This window comes from Bacteroides sp. 2_2_4 (genome assembly GCF_000157055.1).
Taxonomy (GTDB): Bacteria; Bacteroidota; Bacteroidia; order Bacteroidales; family Bacteroidaceae; genus Bacteroides; species Bacteroides ovatus.
Map to the genome: position 1 here is coordinate 259311 of NZ_EQ973355.1, position 2856 is coordinate 262166.

1 protein-coding gene and 1 pseudogene are annotated in these 2856 nt (G+C 39.5%); both read right to left on the reverse strand.

Annotated elements, in window-relative coordinates; all coding sequences use genetic code 11:
• Positions 1 to 164 precede the first annotated feature (164 nt).
• On the reverse strand, positions 165 to 1241 hold the full coding sequence (locus BSCG_RS26040; RefSeq protein WP_004311232.1) for a sensor histidine kinase: 1077 nt from the start codon (positions 1239 to 1241) through the stop codon (positions 165 to 167).
• Between the two features lie 81 nt (positions 1242 to 1322).
• A pseudogene (locus BSCG_RS26035) lies at positions 1323 to 2856 on the reverse strand (prevent-host-death protein); the annotation flags it as partial.

Here is a 2856-nt window from a genome sequence, read left to right on the forward strand (position 1 = left end):
CCGCCAAAAAGAAACTGACTGCAAAGGTTCGTACCAAAAGACATTAATAGTCATCAAAAGAACTATTATTTGCAGTAACAGATGTCTACATGTCCGGTAATGAGGACTTAACAGAAAAGCTGTGACACTTTTATCTTCCATTCTTCTATGTTCTGTATTCAGGTTCATACTTCACCTCCTTTCAATTCCAACCAGATGCTTTCTGTCGTCAGGAATAGTCTGTAACGATTGCCATATAATAAGTTCAGTCTTTGGCGGATTCTTTCAAGTCCTTTATCTTCCAAAAGATTCACTTGTAGGCAAAGACAAGTGAATATAATTGTGTTCTCTTCTACTTTCAAATGGATTTTGAGAGAAACAGGGATTGATGTTCGCTGTTCGTTGATTGATTTTACAATATATTGCACAAATGGAATGAAAAGCAAGGGTGGAACCAGTGTTCTATTTACTTCTCCATCCGCAAGCAGTTCATAATTGAATTGTGCCTGAGAATTCTGTTCCAAGGTCAGGTAATTATTCAGGAAATTAATTTCACTACTAAGCAATACCTTTGTTCTGCTGCAATCATATAGCTGATAGCGAAGTAGTTGACTTAATTTCATCAGCATCTTCGAAGCTTTTTCCGGTTCGCTCAATGTCAGTTCCCCCGAATGATGCAATGTTTTGAAAAGAAGTTCGGGGCTGACTTGTTCTTTTAGCTGTTCCACTTCCGAAAGAACGTGAACCTTTTCCATTTGTGAGACACGTTGATGATCTATCATCCATTCTTTCAGGAGAACGGTCATTGTTCCTCCTATCATGCAGAGTGTGGACAACATGAAAGAAGATATATAATCCATCACTATAGGTATGGAGAAATAGGAGGCACGTTCGTAAAATTCCGGCCAGCAGGAATAAGATACATATTCCGTTGCCATTTGTATTGCCAGGGCAAGCATCATTGCTACTGAAAGTAAGGATATGTAGGTTAGATAGCGTCTTTTCAGCAAAAACTTTGGAAAGAGCCAGAAAAGATTCAGATAAATAACTCCTATATAAGTCAGTAGATATAAGAAAGTGAATGTATAAATCCATCCTCCCAATATATCCCGATAATCGAGGAATATAATAAAAACCTGATTGAATGATATGGTAGCCAACACCATAATAAGCACCAGATAACGCGCCCATCGAAGTTCCGGACTAACGAGGAATCGATATAATAAAGTAGATTTATTGTCTGTTGTTATTGTTTCAGCCATCGTGTATTTAATCAGGGAAGATGTTTTATCTCCGGGGACGAAGATAAAACATTTTTCCGGTTGGACTTCTATATCGGTTATTTAAAATTCAAGTTTATAACTCACATTTGTCAATGTTGTAGAACCGTCACTAACATCAATTTTTCCAGTTTTCACATTATATTCATGTCCATAGTGTTCTTTCGCACCGGTAAAATTAAGTCCTTTCACTGCAAACTCATGAGAGACTTTCTTCTTGTTGATGCGGTAACTCACGGTATAGTTGCCGATAAGCATGGGAGAATACTGTTTAGAAAATGCTTTCGTTTCGTCATATTGCACCTCTTTATCAGGATGATTCATCGTTGCTTCCCTGTCAATCGGAGAATACCGGTCACCTCCTTGTAAGGTCAATTTCAGATTGATGCTAAGAATATTCTGTCTGTTACGTCCCAGCATCCATTCCTTTCCAATCAGTCCGTTGATGACATAATTCCGATTAAACTTCGTATTGTACCACACACCGTCTCCGCCCCGGTAGCGGGAATCGAAAAGAGAACCGGAAATCATGTAATAGAGCCCTTTTTCCAGGAAACGTTCTAAAGTGATGTCAATACCGATGTTGCGTCCTCTTCCTTTATTAACCAATGCGTCTTCCACATAGAAATCAGAACGGTTGAGTACGGAATAAGAGCTGTCAGCCATCACAGGCACATCATGGAGAAATTGGATATAAGGTTCTATTTTCAGATTCATGCGATCGGATATTTTGTATCCAAAAGATAACATGACGTGCTGCGCTTTGGTGAAATCGAGTTCCTTGTTGACGGATTTGTCTCCTGTACTTTTCGTTTTCACAAAATAGACGTCCATTTTCTCCATGCGACTGTACATACCATAAGCCAGTGCAAAAGTTGCTTTCGGAGTAGCTTGCCATTTCAAACCAATACGGGGTTCAACAGACCATTTATTATTCAGAGTCAGAAATTGCCCGTAAATACCGGCATTGAGCGTCCAGCGTTCCGTCAATCCTACAGAAGAACTATTGTAGGCAGATATCAGACTCGTATTACCTTTTCCTTGAGATACGGTTTCCAGTGATTCGGCTTCATAAGGAGCAATGGCAAGATTCATTTGATAGAACATGGCATTATACGTAAATCCTGTCTTATTAGTAAAACGGTTACTGAATTTACGGTTAAAAGTCGAAGTTAGTATTAAGTTAGTATGTTTTGAGTTAAGATCCATGTAGGGGGTGGATTCCAAAGAGTGGTTAAACATGGTTGCTCCACCGTCCAGTTGCGAATAAGTACCGGCAATAGTGGTTTTCAGTGATGCGTCATTGTTGAAGAAATAACGGTGGCTGATACCTCCGGCAGCCATATACTGTTTGTCTTTTGATTCGCTACGGTCGCTCATATATTCCCATTTATCCGTATTCTTTTCAAAATCACTGCCGAATTTATCAATCAGGCTGGTTCCCCAGACAGAGAATGTTCCTGCTTTCTGTGTCGGGAAATTCAGTTTGAAGTTCAAGTCCTGATAGTCCATCTTTCCGCCCTCCAAGTTCAGAAGTCCTGTTGTGGAATACCGATAATTGAAAATATAGGATGCTTTGTGCTTCTTGCTTAACGGT